General features: G+C 64.3%; 17 protein-coding genes. 9 read left to right on the top strand and 8 right to left on the bottom strand.

Translation table 11 applies throughout. The features are described 5' to 3' along the window. The first annotated feature begins 114 nt into the window (after positions 1–114). The 3 genes from DTX69_RS05210 to DTX69_RS05200 all read left to right on the top strand — a co-directional run bounded on the left by DTX69_RS05210 (position 115) and on the right by DTX69_RS05200 (position 2,545). Positions 115–1,446, top strand: coding sequence for a cobyrinate a,c-diamide synthase (locus tag DTX69_RS05210; protein ID WP_119300463.1), 1,332 nt, complete (start codon positions 115–117; stop codon positions 1,444–1,446). Positions 1,447–1,560: 114 nt separating this feature from the next. Then, on the top strand, positions 1,561–1,761 hold the full coding sequence (locus DTX69_RS05205; RefSeq protein ID WP_284735559.1) for a CbtB domain-containing protein: 201 nt from the start codon (positions 1,561–1,563) through the stop codon (positions 1,759–1,761). A 79-nt stretch (positions 1,762–1,840) separates the two neighbouring features. Continuing rightward, positions 1,841–2,545 (top strand): CbtA family protein, encoded by a 705-nt coding sequence (locus DTX69_RS05200; RefSeq protein WP_119300462.1) that lies wholly within the window; start codon positions 1,841–1,843, stop codon positions 2,543–2,545. On the opposite strand, the gene DTX69_RS05195 is transcribed toward DTX69_RS05200, so the two are convergent. Further along, entirely contained in the window at positions 2,542–3,117 is a 576-nt protein-coding gene (locus DTX69_RS05195) for an isochorismatase family protein (RefSeq protein ID WP_119300461.1), read from the bottom strand. The two genes, DTX69_RS05200 and DTX69_RS05195, sit on opposite strands and share 4 nt — an antisense overlap. An 83-nt stretch (positions 3,118–3,200) precedes the next feature. Here DTX69_RS05195 and DTX69_RS05190 point away from each other — a divergent pair, with 83 nt between their 5' ends. Further along, entirely contained in the window at positions 3,201–3,794 is a 594-nt protein-coding gene (locus DTX69_RS05190) for a HupE/UreJ family protein (protein WP_284735558.1), read from the top strand. A 1-nt stretch (position 3,795) separates the two neighbouring features. Here DTX69_RS05190 and DTX69_RS05185 read toward each other — a convergent pair whose 3' ends face one another. Together DTX69_RS05185 and DTX69_RS05180 are read right to left on the bottom strand one after the other, a co-directional pair. Further along, positions 3,796–4,743 (bottom strand): DMT family transporter, encoded by a 948-nt coding sequence (locus DTX69_RS05185; protein ID WP_119300460.1) that lies wholly within the window; start codon positions 4,741–4,743, stop codon positions 3,796–3,798. A gap of 3 nt (positions 4,744–4,746) precedes the next feature. Continuing rightward, a complete protein-coding gene (locus tag DTX69_RS05180) occupies positions 4,747–6,084 on the bottom strand; it encodes an NAD(P)/FAD-dependent oxidoreductase (protein WP_119300459.1) in 1,338 nt (445 codons plus the stop codon). 165 nt (positions 6,085–6,249) lie between these two features. Here DTX69_RS05180 and DTX69_RS05175 point away from each other — a divergent pair, with 165 nt between their 5' ends. Next, positions 6,250–6,615, top strand: a complete 366-nt coding sequence (locus DTX69_RS05175) for a hypothetical protein (RefSeq protein WP_162916701.1) — start codon at positions 6,250–6,252, stop codon at positions 6,613–6,615. A gap of 34 nt (positions 6,616–6,649) precedes the next feature. On the opposite strand, the gene DTX69_RS05170 is transcribed toward DTX69_RS05175, so the two are convergent. Beyond that, positions 6,650–7,321: an SOS response-associated peptidase gene (locus DTX69_RS05170; protein WP_119300457.1), complete on the bottom strand. Its 672-nt coding sequence runs from the start codon at positions 7,319–7,321 to the stop codon at positions 6,650–6,652. A 59-nt stretch (positions 7,322–7,380) separates the two neighbouring features. Between DTX69_RS05170 and DTX69_RS05165 the strand changes: the two genes are divergently transcribed. The 4 genes from DTX69_RS05165 (at position 7,381) to DTX69_RS05150 (ending at position 10,680) form a co-directional block, all read left to right on the top strand. Next, complete coding sequence (locus tag DTX69_RS05165) at positions 7,381–7,914, top strand: O-acetyl-ADP-ribose deacetylase (protein ID WP_119300456.1); 534 nt, start codon at positions 7,381–7,383, stop codon at positions 7,912–7,914. 135 nt (positions 7,915–8,049) lie between these two features. Then, positions 8,050–8,682, top strand: coding sequence for a PAS domain-containing protein (locus DTX69_RS05160; RefSeq protein WP_119300455.1), 633 nt, complete (start codon positions 8,050–8,052; stop codon positions 8,680–8,682). Between the two features lie 108 nt (positions 8,683–8,790). Next, positions 8,791–10,125, top strand: coding sequence for a histidinol dehydrogenase (hisD, locus tag DTX69_RS05155; RefSeq protein WP_119300454.1), 1,335 nt, complete (start codon positions 8,791–8,793; stop codon positions 10,123–10,125). Positions 10,126–10,140: 15 nt separating this feature from the next. Continuing rightward, entirely contained in the window at positions 10,141–10,680 is a 540-nt protein-coding gene (locus DTX69_RS05150; RefSeq protein WP_162916699.1) for a PAS domain-containing protein, read from the top strand. Between the two features lie 157 nt (positions 10,681–10,837). On the opposite strand, the gene DTX69_RS05145 is transcribed toward DTX69_RS05150, so the two are convergent. Genes DTX69_RS05145 through DTX69_RS05130 form a run of 4 tightly spaced genes read right to left on the bottom strand, consistent with a single transcriptional unit; the run spans position 10,838 to position 16,580 of the window. Next, complete coding sequence (locus tag DTX69_RS05145) at positions 10,838–13,021, bottom strand: N,N-dimethylformamidase beta subunit family domain-containing protein (protein ID WP_119300452.1); 2,184 nt, start codon at positions 13,019–13,021, stop codon at positions 10,838–10,840. A 24-nt stretch (positions 13,022–13,045) separates the two neighbouring features. Continuing rightward, on the bottom strand, positions 13,046–13,351 hold the full coding sequence (locus DTX69_RS05140) for a hypothetical protein (protein ID WP_119300451.1): 306 nt from the start codon (positions 13,349–13,351) through the stop codon (positions 13,046–13,048). Between the two features lie 17 nt (positions 13,352–13,368). Further along, complete coding sequence (gene pgi, locus DTX69_RS05135) at positions 13,369–15,000, bottom strand: glucose-6-phosphate isomerase (RefSeq protein ID WP_284735557.1); 1,632 nt, start codon at positions 14,998–15,000, stop codon at positions 13,369–13,371. Beyond that, positions 14,997–16,580 (bottom strand): alkaline phosphatase family protein, encoded by a 1,584-nt coding sequence (locus DTX69_RS05130; RefSeq protein WP_119300450.1) that lies wholly within the window; start codon positions 16,578–16,580, stop codon positions 14,997–14,999. The genes pgi and DTX69_RS05130 overlap by 4 nt, the downstream gene beginning before the upstream one ends. Positions 16,581–16,845: the final 265 nt, after the last annotated feature.

Here is a 16,845-nt window from a genome sequence, read left to right as displayed (position 1 = left end):
CGGGGGAGGGATAGGGTGGGGGCGCTGCTTCCGCTCGGCTCAGCCTTCGCTTGAGAGAACAACCCCCACCCCAACCCTCCCCCAACTTGGGGGAGGGAGTGATGTGCTGCGTTGATGGACGCCACTCGCTCCGCCAAAGGCCTGATTATCGCCGCATCATCCTCCGGCAGCGGCAAGACCACGGTGACTCTGGCGTTGCTTGCGTTGCTGAAGCGGAGCGGCATCGCGGTCACCTCGTGCAAGGTGGGGCCGGACTACATCGATCCGCAGTTCCATGCGCGCGCGACGGGGCTGCCTTGCTTCAATCTCGATGGCTGGGCGATGCGCTCCGCGACGCTGGCGCGATTGGTGTGGCAAGCAGCGCGCGATGCGGAGCTGTTGGTTGTCGAAGGCGTAATGGGCCTGTTCGATGGCGCACCCAGCGATGCTGCGCTCGCGCCGGGCTCGACTGCGGAGATCGCAGCGCTCACGAAGCTGCCGGTCGTGCTGGTGCTGCGCGCCAAAGGAATCGGCTCGACCGCCGCGGCTTTGCTGCAAGGGATGACGCGCCATCATCCGGATGTCCGCGTCGCGGGCGTCATCTTCAACGAAGTTGGCGGTGAGCGTCATCGCGCGATGCTTGCACAAGCGGCCGTGCGCGCCGATCTGCCGGTGCTCGGCTACCTGCCGGCCTTCGACGACATCGCGCTGCCGAGCCGGCATCTCGGTCTGGTACAGGCGCGCGAGCATGAGGCGTTCGATCACTATCTGGACGGGCTGAGCGCGCACGTTGCGGCGCATCTCGATCTATCGGCGCTCCGGGCGCTCGCAGCGGAACCGGCCATCGCTGAAGTCGCGCCGGCGCCGATTGTTCCGCCACTCGGCCAGCGCATTGCCGTCGCCGATGATGTGGCGTTTGGATTCTCCTATGCGGCGACGTTGCTCGGCTGGCGGGCGGCAGGCGCCGAGATCAAGAGGTTCTCGCCGCTGGCTGACCAGGCGCCCGATCGCGCTGCGGATGCGGTCTTTCTTCCGGGCGGCTACCCCGAGCTGCATGCGGGCAAGCTGGCAGCCAACCACACCTTCATGAACGGCCTAAGAAATGCCGCGCGCAAAGGAACGACGATCTATGGCGAATGCGGCGGTTACATGACCCTGGGCGAAGGGCTCATCGATGCTCAAGGCGAGCGCCACGCGATGGCCGGCCTGCTGCCCGTCGTCACGTCCTTTGCCGAGCGCAAGCTGCATCTCGGCTATCGCCAGGGCACGCTGCTGGCCGACGGCCCGCTGGGCGCGGCCCGACAGGCCTTCAAGGGGCACGAGTTCCACTACGCGACCGTGGCTTCGGAAGGGCCTGGCGATTCGCTGTTCGCGGTGGAGGATGCAGCCTGTCGCAATCTGGGGAGCCAAGGTCGCCGGCAGGGCAGTGTCTTCGGATCGTTCCTGCACCTTATCGATGAGGCCTGAGTCCGCATCCCCGGCAGGCGCTAAGTCTTGCCAGGGCAACGGAAATCGGGCACTTTAGCACTCGAAGGACAATCCGCGCGTCAGGCGTCCCGTTCCGGTGGGCAGGCGCGGCAGATGGGGATCGACATGTCGCAGATTCGCACCGCTACTCAAACCCAAGCCAAGCTGAACAGCCGCACCGCGGCATTGGCGGCCGCCATGATCGTGGCCGTGTTCGGCGCCGTGTTCACCTACGGCATCGGCTTTGCCGGCGCGGATGTGTTGCACAACGCGGCGCACGACGCCCGTCACGCCAACAACTTCCCCTGCCATTAAGGCAGCCGCCCGGCCTCCGTCCGGGCTTCGTATTTCGGCATTCAAGCGAAGGGGCGGCCTGATCGGCCGTGATTCTGCCATGTTCGGTTATCTCCGGATCTTTCTGACAGTCGCTTTGCTTGCCGGCATCAGCGCCGGTCTGGTCGGCTGGGGCCTGCACATGATCGGCACCACGCCGCTCATCCTCCAGGCCGAGGTGTATGAAGGCGCGGCTGAATCGACCATCGCGGCCGACGGGCATGATCATCAGCACGAAGCAGAAGCATGGGCCCCGGCCGACGGGTGGGAGCGCAATGCCTATAGCCTCGGCGCGCAGATCATCACCGGCGTGGGCTTTGCTTTCCTGCTGACCGCCGCGATCGTTTTCCTCGGCAAGGGCGCGGACTGGCGCCGCGGATTGCTGTGGGGCTTGGCCGGCTTCGCCAGCTTCACGCTGGCGCCGTCGATCGGCCTGCCGCCGGAACTGCCCGGCACCGAGGCGGCGCCGTTGCTCGATCGCCAGCTGTGGTGGATCGGCACTGTGGTCGCAACGGCAGGTGGCCTGTTCGCCGCGGCGCGGCTGCGCAACGTCTATGGCTATGCGGCTGCCGTGATGCTGATCGCGCTGCCTCACATCATCGGCGCGCCGCAGCCGGAGGTGCCGGGCGGCCTCGCTCCGGCCGAGCTCGAGCACAAGTTCATCCTGGTCGCGATCGCCTCCAGCCTGGTGTTCTGGCTGGTGCTGGGCCTCCTCACCGGCGCCTTCTTCAAGCGCTACGCGAACGAGACGGGTGTCGCCGCCTAGTGCGGCACCGCCGACAAGATGTCGGTGCTGCTGGTGACGGTTGCATATTCGCCATGCAAGTTGGCGAGCGAGAGCGCATGAACATCCTCCGCCGCCCACACTCGCCCGCGCAAATCGAGCTTTGCATAGGTGAAGCACGCATCCTCGGGCACAAAGACCGCATGCCCGAGATTGCCCCCGTTTCTGACTGTGGCTTCGAACGAGTTGTTGGTAATGACGCCGAGCATTACCAGAGCCGGCGCGCTGATGTCGCGGAGATGGCGATCGAGGTCGGTGCCGATGAAGGCGCTGTTTACCTGCTTGGCGATAACCGTCTCGCTTGCGACCGGCGCAACTTCAGCTTTGAAGAGATGGCCAGGAGTGCCGGGCCTGTAGGTCGAGTCCGGCTCCGTCGAATCGTGGCGGACGTGGATGATCGGCCAGCCCAGTCGACGCCAACGGCCGAGCAGCGCGGCTGCCGCCGCCTCGGCGCCGGGATTGTTGCGCGGCCCATGCTTGGCCCAGCGCGGGTCGTCGATCGCACGCTGCAGGTCGATGAGGATGAGAACGGTGCGATGGGGCAGATGGAGCATGGCGATCCTTGGGCCGCGAGGGTTGCCCTGGTATAACAAGGGCGGATCAGGCAATGAAAGTTCTAGAGAGGGATGCAGGGATCATGAATGGACTGACACGTATCGTGGCTTTTGCCGCAATCATGGGCGCTGCGTCTGCCGCCCCGGCCTTGGCGCATACCGGCATCGGCGCGCACGGCAACGGTCTAGTGGCCGGCTTCGCCCATCCGCTGATGGGCCTCGATCACATGCTGGCCATGCTCGGTATTGGTGTGTGGGCGGCGCAACTCGGCAGGCGCGCGGGCTGGCTGGTGCCAGCGGCTTTTGTCGCGGTCATGATCGGTGGCGCGGCCCTGGCGCTCTCGGGCGCGGCTTTGCCGATGGTCGAGTTCGGGATCGCGGGCTCTGTCCTCGTGATCGGCGGCCTGATCGCGTTCAGCGCGCGCATGTCGCTTGGCTTGGCCATGGGATTGGTCGGCGCCTTTGCCGTGTTCCACGGCTTTGCCCATGGCACGGAGCTGCCGGGCTTTGCGCATCCGGCCGCTTACGGCGCCGGCTTCGTCGCCGCGACGGCGCTGCTGCATGCGGCCGGTTTCGCCATCGCGTGCGTGGTGCATCGCCATGCGACGAAAATGCCATTCCGCTTCGCCGGCGCGGCGATGGGGGCTGTCGGCGGCGGATTGCTGCTCGGCGCGTAGGCTATTTTCCGGCTGGTGTGGTGTGGCGCAAGGTCACCAGCGCCACGCCCGCCGCCATGGCGAGGATGGCGCCCCAGACCCATGGACTGAGAATTTCGTCGAAGATCACCCAGCCCCAGAACACGCCGGCGAGCACGATCACATTGGCCGTTTGCGAGGCGAAGACCGGCCCGATCGCCCGCACCACCCAGACGAAGATCAACATCATCGCGGCGTTGATCAGCAGCATGGCCGAGGCTGCCTTGACCGCAACAGTCATGGGAAAGACGGGCAGTAGGAAGCCATCGACGCCGGCCGCCAGTGGAATGGCGGCCAACCCGCCCAGCATCAGCATGCCGGTGGTCTGCGTCAGCACGTCGGCATCGGGCGGCGAGCGCAGCGCGATATAGAGATTCTGCAGCGCATAGAAGCACGAGGCTGCCAATCCCAGCAGCACCCAGCCGATCAAGCCCGGCTCCGGCAGGCTGCCCTCCGGCAGCACGATGAGGCCGACGCCGACGAACCCCATCAACACGCCGAGGGCCCGCCAGATATCGAACCGCTCCGTGCGCAAGAACAGAATCAGCACATAGGTCAGCAGCGGCGCCATGGGGATCATCAGGGTGAGTACCGCGACCGGTAGATGTGGTGCCACCCAGAACAGCAGCGGCCCTGGAATGGTGAACCCCAACAGACCGTTGATCAGGTAGTAGCGCAGATAGCTCCATTGCCTCCGCGGAAAGCGGCCAAGCAGGATGCAGACTGTCAGCAGCAGCGAACCGCTGCCGATCGTCTCCCACAGCACGAGCCCGATCGGATGCGCGCCGTTTTCGCCTGCGAGCTTGGCGAGTGCGAAGCCGAGGCCCCAGATTGCTCCCATGGCGAGCAGCGCCAGAGGCCCGAGCACCAGGCGGCGCAAACGCGGCGGCGTGGGCGCAGCTGTCAGGGGCTCCAGCGCGCCTTCCGCCATGGGTCAGTACCGATCCTGCAGCCCGAAATACGCATACATCGCGCGCTGGTAGGTGCGACGCAGAGCTGGGAACGGAAAGCGCGGCAGCGGTCGCGCCAGCAACGGAGACGGCTTCAAGCTGGTGTCCCCGGCCAGCCGATGGGTTAGCAGGAGGCCGCAATACGTGGCTAGCGCGACGCCGGTACCCACATAGCCGAGCGCGTAGTGCACTGTGCCGTCTTCGATCGAATTGACGTGCGGTGACTTGTCGAACGGCACGCACACCCAGCCGCTCCAGAAATGCGTCGTCTCGATGTCCTTGAGGATCGGGAACATGTCGGTCAGGCGGCCCAACAGCCAGCGTTTGTGTGCGATCCGGCTCGCGGCCGTATCTTCGATGCCGCCGCGTGCGCCGAACAGGATGCGATGATCCGGCAGCTGGCGGTAATAGAACAGCAGATTGCGCGTATCGCTGATCGGCAGCGTGGTCGACCAGTTGAGCGCCTTGCGCTCCGTTTCGGTCAGCGGCCGCGTGACCACGATGTTGGAGAGCGCCGGCAGCAAGCGTCCATCGATCGCCGGATGCAGCCGGTCACCCGTGTAGCCGTTGCCGGCGATCACGACCTGCTTCGCGCGCACCTTTCCGCCGGGCGTCGACAGCACATGGCGCTTGCCGTCTCGCGCCCAGCCTTGCACGGGGGAAGACTCATGCAGCACGGCGCCGGCGCGCTGGGCCGCGCGTGCGAGACCGCGCACGTACTTCATGGCGTGCAGTGCGAAGCCGGTTTCGAACAGCAGCGCGCCATGCGCCTCGCGGCTGATAAGGTAGTTGCGTTCCAGCTCCGCCTTGCCGATCAGGCGCGACTTCACGCCGAACTTCGCTTCCAGCATGCGCTGATCGTGTTCCAATGTGCGCATGCGGTTAGGCAGATGCGCAAGCTCCAGATTGCCGTCCGGCGTTGCCTCCGCATCGATGCCTTCATCGGTCAGCAATCGGCGGACCAGCCGCACGGCATCGCCGGATTGATCGAAGATGCGCCGCGCCTCCGCTTCGCCCCAGCGCCTGATCCAGCCTGCCATGCTGGTCTTACCGATCCCCAGCGTCGCGAAACCGCCATTGCGCCCGCTGCAGCCCCAGCCGATACGGTTGGCCTCCAGCACGTGCGACGTCACGCCGAACTTGCGCCCCAGATGCAGGGCGGTGGATAAGCCCGTGTAGCCGCCGCCGATGATGGCGATGTCCACGTCCATGTCACCAGCGATAGGTGTTGCGTCGGTGATTTCGGCGCCGCCGGTTGCAGCCCAATAACTGTCTACGTGCGCCTGACCCGGCGCATTCGGATCGATGATGTTGATGGTCATTTCACCCCTCGTGGCGCGCACCTTAGCAGGCTCTCGTTGCGAACTGTAGACCCGGTTCGAATCCTCTATGGCGCAGACCACAGTGAAGCGTTACGCTCAGTCTCGTGGTCGCCTGCAGCCGGGTTGGGCCGGACGACCGGCTATCAGCTGCATGGGGAGGCAAGATTGCAGGGCCAATTGTGGGTCGAACTCGTCGGCGATCTTGTGATGGCGCGCATCCGCGGCGAGCCGACCGCTGCCTTGCTGCAGGAGTGTCAGGAAAAGGTGCTCTTCCTGGTACAAGACGCGGAGAGAGGCAAGGTTCTGTGCGACGCCCTGGAAATGGAGCCACCCCCGGTCGACGTGCCCCTGGCCCAACGCCAACTCGATGAAGGGCTGGGTGCCATCAAGCTGAAGCGGGCGATCGTCGTTCCGAACAGCCGCCTCGCATATCTGGCGCGTCTCGCGTTCGGGGAAGGCGACTATCGGGTCTTCTACAACGATATCGTCGCGGCCGTGAAGTGGCTCAACGATGAGCCGGTGCGAAGCTAGATCCGTCTTTTCGGTCTCGATGGAGCTGTGCGGGTCACTCGACCTTCGCTAGGCATGCGGGATCGTCGTACTTGAACGAGTTGACGCGCATATCGACCCGATAGAGCTCAGTCCTCGTTGGATCGTATGGTGCCAGCAGCGACTTGAGTTTGGGCTCAGCGTTGTTGGGATCGAGCCAGGCATCCTCGTCTTCGCGCTTCAGGATGACCGGCATGCGCTCATGGATCCGCGCAAGCTTTTCATTGGCGTTGGTCGTGATGATCGCGAAGCTCCGGACGATCTCGCCCTCCGGACTGCGCCAACCTTCCCACACGCCCGCGAACGCGAAGGCCGGCCGCTCAGGATCGACGATGCGCCAAGGCGTCCTGTCCTTGAGGCTCTTGTCCTGGTTCCACTCGAAGAAGCCGTCGGCCGGCACCAGGCACCGGCGCCTGTGGAACGCGTCTCCGAACATCTTGTTGTCGGCAATGCCTTCCGATCGCGCGTTGATCAGCGGCGCGCTCTTCGGCATCGCCTTGCTCCAGTATGGGATGAGGCCCCAGCGAAACATCCTCAGCGCGCGCTCGCCGTTCGGCTCCAGTCCGATCACCGGCACGATCTGCGTCGGCGCGATGTTGTAGCGCGGCTGCAGGTTGAGCACGGTCACCACGCGAAACAGCTCGCGGATCGCTTCGGGCGGAAGGCTGAAACTGTAGCGGCCGCACATTGTTCTTCGGGCCTTTGGACTGGATTGGGATATACTTATGCTTAGCGAAGGAGGTCGCGATGCCGCAAGCCGCCGCCGATCGCATGTCCGTGCACGTCGGAGATATTACCGCCCTCGATGTGGACGTGATCGTCAACGCCGCCAATGAGCGTCTACTTCCGGGCGGCGGTGTGTGCGGCGCTATCCATCGCGCAGCTGGACCGGAGCTCGAGAGGGCGTGCCGCCGCCTCGGCTATTGCCCAACCGGCGGCGCTGTCCTGACGCCCGGCTTTGGCCTGAAGGCGCGGCACGTCATCCACGCGGTGGGACCGGTCTGGCATGGCGGCTCATCCGGCGAGGCGGACCTGCTGACGTCTTGCTATCGCACGTCGCTCGAGCTTGCCGCCGATATCGAGGCAGAGCATGTCGCGTTTCCGGCGATTTCCACTGGCGTGTTTGGTTATCCGCCGGTCCAGGCGACGGAGGTGGCCGTCACCACGGTCGGAAACTGGCTTATGGCCCATCCGTGGCCGCGGAGTGTGATTTTCTGCTGTTTTGACTCAGCCACGGCTCAGCTCTACCGCGCCTGCCTGGCGAACGTAGCGAGCCGATGACGCCCTTGGTTGATCAACCTTGCCAAGCGTGGCAAGCCTTTCCTAAGATTCCCCCGCATATTGTGGGAGATTGCTCAGAGTGAACGTCCCGAGCGCCGGTCCGGCGCCTGTCCGCTCTGAGGGGCGGCGGGTTCCATGATGATCGATCCGATATCAGAGTCCAAAGGAAGCGAAACGGCGCGGCCGGAAGGCGGTCCAAACACTCAGATGGATCTGCGGCCGCTGGACAATGTCACGACCGCTGCCCAGAAGATGGCAAGCAGTTTTGACCGCTCGATTGTGCGATCGGAGCGGATTGGCAGGCTCAACACTTATTGGCAAGCGAAAGCAAAGGGAGGGGTGCCGTCGCGCGCCGAGATCGACCCGGTCGATGTGCGCGAGCTGCTGCCCAACCTCATGATGATCGACGCGATCGGCGACCCGGTGCGGTTCCGATATCGGCTGGTCGGTACCCGGGTGGTGCAATATACCGGCTTCGATTTCACCGGACGCTGCCTGGACGAGATGGTGTTTCAGGGCCGCGACTTCATCGAGCAGTGCTATCGCCGCATGCTGGAGGAAAAGCGTCCGATCTTCGGCCACTATGCCTGGCTGGTGCGGTCGCGCCATTTCGGACAGTGCGAGTTCGCTCTCTTCCCCCTGTCCGATGACGGCGTGACCGTCAATCGCAGCATCTCCATCGAGGATTACGAGCGGATGGAGCGCGACATTTTGACCTTCGGCCAGCAGGCGGCCCCGGCCCGGAAGCTGGTCCAGAGCGGCGAGTAGCCAGCATCCTCCTTTTTGGGGAGGGATCTCTCATTGTCATGCCGGCCGAATTTCCCTATTGGAACCGCGACAACCGGGCGCTCAGGCCCCGCAGAACGGAGTCTGCCCATGGATCGGCCCATTGCCCTGTTCGAGCTTGCCACGCTGTCGGCGGAGGCGCGTGCGCGCTTGCTGGTGCGCTCGGAGGCCGACCTCGCGCTTTTTGAGGAGCGCGTGAAGCCGATCATCGAGGACGTGCGGCGCGACGGTGATGCCGCCCTGGCGCGCTTCGGGGCGCGCTTCGATGGGGCGACCGGTCTCAAGCCCGACGCCATCCGCACGCCGGAGCGCGAATTCGATGAAGCGATGGAGAGCGTCGCGCCCGAGGTGGTCGAAGCGATCCGATATGCGGTCGACAACGTCCGCCGCTATCACGAAGCGCAGATGCCGGAAGAGATGTGGATGAAGGAGATGCGCCCCGGCATTTTCGCGGGCGAGCGCTGGTCGCCGATCGATTCCGTTGCTTGCTATGTGCCGCGCGGCAAGGGCTCGTTTCCCTCGGTTGCAGTGATGACCGCAGTGCCGGCGATGGTTGCCAAGGTGCCGCGCGTCATCATCTGCACGCCGCCATTGCCCGATGGCCGTACTGATCCTGCGACCTTGGTGGCGGCGAAGCTCGCCGGTGTCACTGAGGTCTACCGCTGCGGTGGCGCCCAGGCGGTCGCGGCGGTTGCCTATGGCACGCAGACTGTACCGCGAGTGCTGAAGATGGTGGGGCCGGGCAGCCCTTATCTGGTGGCGGCGAAGAAGCTGCTCTCCCACTGCATTGATCCTGGCATCCTGGCAGGCCCCTCAGAATCCATCATCCTGGCCGATGAGACGGCGGATGGCCGGCTGGCGGCCCTCGACCTGCTGATCGAGGCCGAGCACGGGCCGGATTCCTCCTGCTTCCTGGTCACCAACTCCCGGCCGGTGGCGGAGGCGGCGCGCGCCGCCATCCCGGGCTTCTGGGCGCAGATGTCGCAGCAGCGGGTCGATTTCTCGGCGACCGTGCTGGGCGGGCCACAAGGCGGCATCGTGCTGTCCCCGGACTTCGACGCAGCCTGCGACTTCGTGAACGATTATGCGCCCGAACATCTGACGATCCATGCCAAGGATCCCTGGCGCCACATGGGCAAGATCCGCAATGCCGCGGAAATCCTGCTGGGTGACCGCACGCCCAACACCTTGGCCAACTTCGTATTGGGACCGAATGCCGTTCTGCCGACCTCCGGCGCGGCCAAGACCAGTTCGGCACTCAGCGTTTACGATTTTGTGAAGCGCAGCTCGGTAGCGTATGTGACGACATTGGGCTATCCCGAGGCGGCGCGCCATGCAGGTCGGCTGGCGACCTATGAAGGCTTCGACGGCCACGCCAATGCGGTGTCCGCAACGCGCGATCGCCTGATGGCAGATGATTCATAAGATGGACGATCCGGCGTGCATATCAGCCGACGCACATTGATCGGCCCCGACGGGAGCCTTCTCGGGATCGGCGAAAAGCTCAGCGTGGTCGAAGGGCTGGGCCGCGTCAGCAACGAGACGCGGCGCGCGTTCGAACTGTGGCGACAGGCTGGGCAGGCGCACGGCCTTCTCAAGCTCGCCGACTTCTCACTGGAGCCGATCTCCGACCTCATGCCGAACATGCTGATGGTCGAGGTGCTCGAGGCGGCGCACGACTACCGCTATCGCTATTGCGGCCAGCGCGAGATGGACGTGCGCGGCGAGGATCCGACCGGCCGCACGGTGCGTCAGTGCCACCAGGGCGAGATCCTGGACTTCGTGCTGGAGAACTACGACCGCGTTGTGACGGCCGGCGATGGATTGCTCGATCTTTCCGTCGACATCAACAGCAGCAAGCGGTTCATCGCAACGGAAGTGCTGTTCTTGCCGTTCTCCGATGTCGGCGTCGCAGTCACCGACATACTGGTCTACTCGCACTATCTGGATACACGGCCGGGCGCTCTGCCGGTCGGGTAAGTCACGCATTCTGGATACCGTTCTCCCGTCACCCCGGACAGCCGCGAAGCGGCATGATCCGGCGTCCATTCATCCGTCGCAGTGACCGTCGGGATGGACACCGGCTCACGCTACGCTTGGCCGGGGTGACAGTTAGAGAAGTACGTCCACCTGCGCCCTACAACGGCTTCGCATCGAGGAAGCGGCGGACCACGTTCTCGGTGATGCGGCTGACGTTGTTGTCGTAGCCGTTATGCGCCAGCGATCCTGCCCAGGAGATCGAGCTGACCGAGAACACGCCGCCGCCATGAGGAGTCTCGAAGAACACCATGTCCGCCTTGATCATCGGACAGGTGTCGCCGTTCACGGCAGAGTGGGTGTGGTTGAGCTCTTCGTTCACCCAGTGATAGCTGGCGGGGAAGTCATCGGCGGTTGCCACGATCAGCGCATGCGGCGGCGTTCCGAGGGAAGTGTCAGCGCGATCCAGTTCCCAGCCAGCCGCGCCGCCACCGATCGATCCGAAATCGCCGATGCGATCCTCTGTCACGCCTTCGAAGATGAAAGCGGCGCGCGGATCTCGGCTGGCCGGCAGGCGCTTGTAGTACGAGGCGACGTCGAACCCTTGTCCGCTGAAGGCGGCGCCGACCAGCATGTTGGGCGGCCGGCCATTGCGCTGCCAAAGGCCGGAATATTCGCCGGTGAACGCCATGTAGCTTTCGCCGGGTTGGGTCATCCAGGCACGCATGCCGTCCTCGGACCGGCGGTGTTCGATGACGCCTTCCAGGGAAGGGTGCCAGGCGATGCGCCAATAGAAGCCGTTGGCGCCAAGATACATCAGGCGCCCACCGCGGTCGGTGTAGTCCTGCACCGCGTCCAGCATCTTCAGGCTGTAGTATTCGGGATGGGTGCCGGTGATGACGCAGCGGTACGGCTTTAGGCAATCGAGCCCATCGCGATGCAGGTCCTCGTCGGTGATGATGTCGCAGTCGAGCCCCTTCGCCGCCAGCCAGTCTATGATGTGGGTGTCGGCGTTGAACTGCCACAGATCGCCCTTGGGCCGCATGTTGAGGATTGGCCTGAGGCGCGAGGAGTGGCACACGCCGCTGCCGTCGCCATGCAGGTCGTAGGTCGAGAGGCCGAGCGAGTAGATCTCTTCCAGGAACTGATCGGTGCGGTTGATCGAGGTGAAGCGCGCGGAGCTCAGCTCATCGAAGCTCCAGCTGGTATCCATCTGGTGATTGGCATAGGCGAGATAGCTCGCGGTCGGCACCAGGAACGCGAGCGAAGAGGTCGGCTTGCCTTTTGCCGGTCGCACGAACAGCGGCGCGAATTCCTCCAGCTCATCCTGCATGAGATGGACGCAATAGACGCCGCTCTTCAGGTCCTTCGGCAGGCGCATCGAGAAATCCGTCTGCCAGGCGCAATCGTAGAGATCGTCATCATGGAAATGGATCGCGCCGTACTGCTCCGGCTTGCGCTTCCAGTTCATCTCGCTGCCGTCCCAGTTCCATCCCGTCATGCCGCGGGTCGGCAGGTTGACGGTATGGCCGTTGCGGCGGTGACGCGAGGAATCGATGACCCAGGTCCCGCCGACATCCTGCGAGAAGTCCCAGTCCGCCACCGCGCGCTCCGGCGGCACCTCGTCGCGCGTGCCGGGAAACGCCAGCAGCGCTTCCAGCTTCAGTGCCTCCCCATAGATGGCGGGCGAATCGATCTTGCCGTTGAAGTGCGCAGCGACTTTCTTCGCGTTGTTCCACGCTGCGATCAGGAAGCGGTTGGCCACAGCGGAGGGCGCAAGCTGTCCTTCGACGAAGTGTCGCTGGCCGGAATGCCCGTAGGCCATGAGCCGGCGCGAGCCGAGGGTTGCGCGCCCGCTCTTGGCATCGAAAGCGACGGCGACCAAGTACCAATGACGCGAGACAAGGTCATGCGGCAGCAGCAGCGGGGCCTGGTCTCCAATGCGCAGAGCCAACCGGCCAGCTGCATCGAGATACAACGCGTAACCGGTCTTGCTCGCCGCATCCCAGTTGCCGAGGATGCATTGCTCGCTGCTTTTGTCCAGCCAGGTCGGCCAGATGAAGGTGCGGATCGAGAAGCTCTGCAAGGCAAAGGCGTTGCGGTCGTCGATCTCGACATAGGAGCCGCAGGGGATCGGCTGATGCCGGGCGGGATACTCGTTGCTGGGCACGCCGGCGACGGGCTCCGCCTTGTAGCCCGGCCCTTCCGGTGAATCATCGCCGCAGATCATGCGCACCAAGGACGCGCGATAGCTGCCGGGGCGCGGCGAGCTCACCTTCACCTCGACGAGGTCGCCGGGCTCTAAGCTCAACTTGTCGGTATAGGCCAATAGGCGGTCAGGCATGATGCGGCAGATATGGTTGTGACATCACTCGATGGGGCAGTCGCGGCCGGTCATTTCCTTCCAGCGCGCGCGGAAGCAGGCCCAGACCGCATCTTGATAGCTATTGAAGGCGCGGTTCTCGTCGATCTGCATCGGCGTGCCGCGGCGCGGACCGAACTTCGCCAGGCGCCACTCCTTGTGCGGAACGGTGCACAGAATGACGGTGCGCCCGCGCGCGAAGCCCCAGCGCATGAGATCCAGCAGCTTGTGCAGATCGGCGCTATGCCGGCCGAACGGCTTGCGCTTGAACTCCTCGCACAGATCGGTGCGCGATGGGTCGATCGACAGCATGAATGATGATTCCCCGGCTATCCTTGCCAGGCATCATAGAGAGCCTTGAGACCCGCTGTCGAGCCGTCGCGGGCGACACCACGCCCGCCCAGAATGTCGTTTGCGAGCTGTTTCCCGAGCTCCACGCCCCACTGGTCGAAGGAATTGATCCCCCACAGGATGCCGAGCACGAAGGTCTTGTGCTCATAGAGCGCGACCAGCTTGCCGAGATGATATGGGTCGAGCTCGCCCAGCAGGATACTGTTGCTCGGCCGGTTGCCGGCGAAGCTGCGATGGGTTGACAGAGCGCGCGCCTTGCCGGCCTTCATCTTGGCCTGGCGCATCTCGGCCATCGCTTCAGCGGCGCTCTTGCCCAACATCAGCGCCTGGCTTTGCGCCAGGAAATTCGCGGCCAGCAGCCGATGGAGATCCGGGTAGCCGGACCGGTCGCGCGCCGCAAGGATGAAGTCGCAGAACACCCGCTGCGTGCCTTGGTGGATCAGCTGATAGAAGGCATGCTGCCCGTTGGTGCCGGGCTCACCGAACAGGACGGGACCGGTCGCGCATTTCACCCGCTTGCCGTCGCGGCGCGTGGTCTTGCCGTTGCTCTCCATCTCCAGCTGCTGCAGATAGGCCGGCAGCCGCGCTAGATCCTGCGCATAAGGCAGAACGGCATAGGCATCGGCGTCGAGAAAGTCGATGTTCCAGAGCGCGATCAGGCCCATGGTCAACGGGATGTTCTGTTCCGCCGGCGCCCTTCTGAAATGCTGGTCCATCGCGTGCGCGCCGGCCAGCAGCCGTTCGAACCCGTCCCAGCCCAACGCCACCGCGATCGGCAAGCCGATGGCCGACCACATGGAATAGCGTCCGCCGACCCAGTCCCAGAAGCCGAACACGTTCTCCGGCGCGATGCCAAAGGTGCTGGCCTTGTCGACCGCGGCGCTGACCGCGACGAAATGCTTCGGCACCGCGCCGGGCGATAGGCGCGCCGTCAGCCAGTCGCGAGCGGCGTTCGCATTCGCCAAGGTCTCCTGAGTCGTGAAGGTCTTGGAGGAGACGATGAAGAGAGTAGACGCCGGATCTGCATGGGCCAGGGCTGCCTGCAGATGCGCGCCATCGACGTTGGAGACGAAATAGAAGTGCATCTCCGGATGGCAGAAGGGGCGGAGCGCCTGGACCGCCATCGCGGGGCCGAGGTCGGAACCGCCGATGCCGATATTGATCACGGTCCTGATGCGCTCGCCGGTCGCGCCGCGCCAAGTCCCCTCGCGGACCGACGTGGCGAAGCCGCGCATCTGCTCCCACACCTTACGCACGTCCGGCATCACGTCCTTGCCGTCCACCATCATGGGCTCCGGCCCCTGATGGCGCAGCGCGACGTGATAGGCCGCGCGGTCTTCCGTCGTGTTGATGCGCTCTCCGGCGAACATGCGCTCGCACCATCCGGCCACATCCGCCGCGCTCGCCAGGTCGTGCAGCAGCCGCATAGTCTTCGCGGTCACGAGGTTTTTCGAAAAATCGAACGCGAACTCGTCCAGCGTCAGCGAAAAATCCGTGAAACGCTGCGGATCATCCTTGAACAGGTCGGCGACGCGGGTCTTGGCGAGAGACTGGCGGTGGCGCTTCAGCGCCGCCCATTCGGGCGAACGAGTCAAGTCCGCAATGGTCATACCGCACTCCACGCGCGTCGACGGCGGCCGTCGGTTACGCCTGCGGGGCTGAGATGAAAGTTGACCAGCGTGCGGTCGACATAGCGCATGCGCCAGGACAGCATCTTCTGCGCGTAGGTTAGCAGCACGTCGCGATAGACGGGATCATCGGCAAGATTGGTCATTTCATACGGATCATTCTTGAGGTCGAACAAAAGCGGCGGCAGGGAAACAAAATGAACATACTTGTAATGCTCGTCGCGCAGCACCGTCAGATAGCATTCGTCCGGGGCGATGCCGAGCGCGGCTTCCGGATCGATGTTCGGCGCGTTCGGCGAGGTGCGGAAATCGAGCTCGTAATGCACCTCGGTGCGCCAATCCGGCGGCGACGCGCCCTCGATGAAGGGTAGCAGTGACCGTCCGTCGCACTGGTCTGGAATCGGCCGGCCCAGCCACTCCAGAATTGTTGGCAGGACGTCGACCGATTCCGTGAAGTGTCCGACCTGGCGGCCGCGATTGCGGTCTGCAACGCGGCGTGGGTCGCGGATGATCAGCGGGATGTGGAAGCTCTGGTCGAAATAGACTTCCTTGCCCCAGCAATAATGGTCGCCGCCCATCTCGCCGTGATCGCAGGTCACGATGATAAGCGTCTCGTCGTATTCGCCGGTCTCTTTCAGATGCGCGATCAGGCGCCCGATCTGGTCATCCACTTGCGAGATCATGCCGTAGTAAGTCGCGCGCATCTGCCGAAGTTCCAGCTCCGGCATATGCACGGCGTTGTTGGGATTGTGCTCGTCGACGCCGCTCGTGGCCGCGAGCGCGGCGATCTTCATCTTCAGGAACGGATGCTGCTCCGCTTCTTCCTCCGGCGTCTTCTTGCGCTGAACGATCGGCACTTCGGCCGGATCGTACATCGCGTTGTATGGCTCCGGTGCGATCACCGGCGGGTGCGGCCGCAGGAACACGCCGTGCACGAACCAGTTCTCGTCCCGCCGCACCGACAGATAGCGCAGGATCGCGTTCGCCATGAACGTGGTCTCGCTTTCCTCCGCGGTGAACACCGGCGGGGTGAAGCTGTGCCCGCGATCGGCCGGTTTCCGGAAACCGGGCCGCGGCTTGTAGACATCCCAGCGCCCGTTCGGCAGGTCATAGCCGCGCGCCTTCAAATCCGCGATCCAGTTTGCCATGTGCTCCGGCAACGGCATCCCGACGGTGAATCCAGGCAAGAATCCTTCATACGTCCTGAGCGCGGGATCGTCGGGATGGCGCGTGCGCGGATCGATGCTGGTATCGGTGTAGCCGAACAAGGTCGGATCGAAGCCGGCCTTGCGCGCCTCGCGCGCGACATTGGTAAAGCGGTCATCAAGCGGCGTGCCGTTGCGCCCCGAGCGGTGGTTCATGAGATAGCAGCCGGTATGCAGGCTGGTGCGGGCTGGTCCGCAGGGTGCGCAGACGGTGTAGTGCCGCTTGAACAGCACACCATCGGCCGCCAGCGCATCGAGGTGGGGCGTCTTCACGACAGGATGCCCGACCACCGACAGGCACTCGCCGCGCCACTGATCGACGCTGATGTAGAGGACTTTGCGGATCTGCTCGCTCATGGACCTTGACCGGAGGGTTGGCGGGAGCCGCGATTGTCAACAAAGCCGTCCGACTCCGCAACCGGTCATGTGTCACCGTGCAGTGGTTTTGTCATGGTCGTGCTTGGCACGACCATCCACAAGTTTCATTGGGTCAAGTGACGCTGTTGCAGGCAAACTCGTGATGGTGTGGACGGCCCCCGCGCGGCATCGATGTGCCAGAATGAGGTCGTTGCAGATCTCATTGAAGGGAGCCGTCCATGGATAAGCTTATCCGCATTGGCAT

The sequence above is a fragment of the Dongia deserti genome (assembly GCF_003574735.1).
In the GTDB taxonomy this organism is placed as follows: Bacteria; Pseudomonadota; Alphaproteobacteria; order Dongiales; family Dongiaceae; genus Dongia_A; species Dongia_A deserti.
Note: the sequence above shows the minus strand (reverse complement) of the source record. Positions and strands in the feature narration are given on the sequence as shown.